Source organism: Bartonella sp. AP40SXNS (genome assembly GCF_042195825.1).
In the GTDB taxonomy this organism is placed as follows: domain Bacteria; phylum Pseudomonadota; class Alphaproteobacteria; order Rhizobiales; family Rhizobiaceae; genus Bartonella.
Genome location: NZ_JBHIPB010000123.1, coordinates 1 through 237, shown reverse-complemented (window position 1 = coordinate 237; position 237 = coordinate 1). Strand labels below are relative to the sequence as shown.

Annotated in this window: 1 protein-coding gene; it reads left to right on the top strand. The window is 40.1% G+C overall.

Translation table 11 applies throughout. From position 1 onward, the window contains the following. Window positions 1-114: 114 nt before the first annotated feature. On the top strand, window positions 115-237 hold a 123-nt coding region (locus tag ACFILZ_RS10115; RefSeq protein ID WP_375682396.1), incomplete at its 3' end, for a F0F1 ATP synthase subunit delta.

Sequence of the window (237 nt, the reverse complement as noted above, 5' to 3'; positions counted from 1 at the left end):
CTAGGTTTTAAGAAGAGTATTCTTAAGATTTAGGGTGTCTGATTTATTTCATCTGATAACTATCTTCGTCTGGTAACTATCAGAGATTCGCTCAAGGGAAAAAGGCGGTATTTCGTGTCAGATTCATTTTCTCTTATACCGTTGCCATTGGTAGACAAACGCTATGCGCAGGCGCTTTTTGATCTCGCTCAAGAAGCAGGGACTGTGGAAAAAGTTGAAAAAGCAGTGGCATCTTTT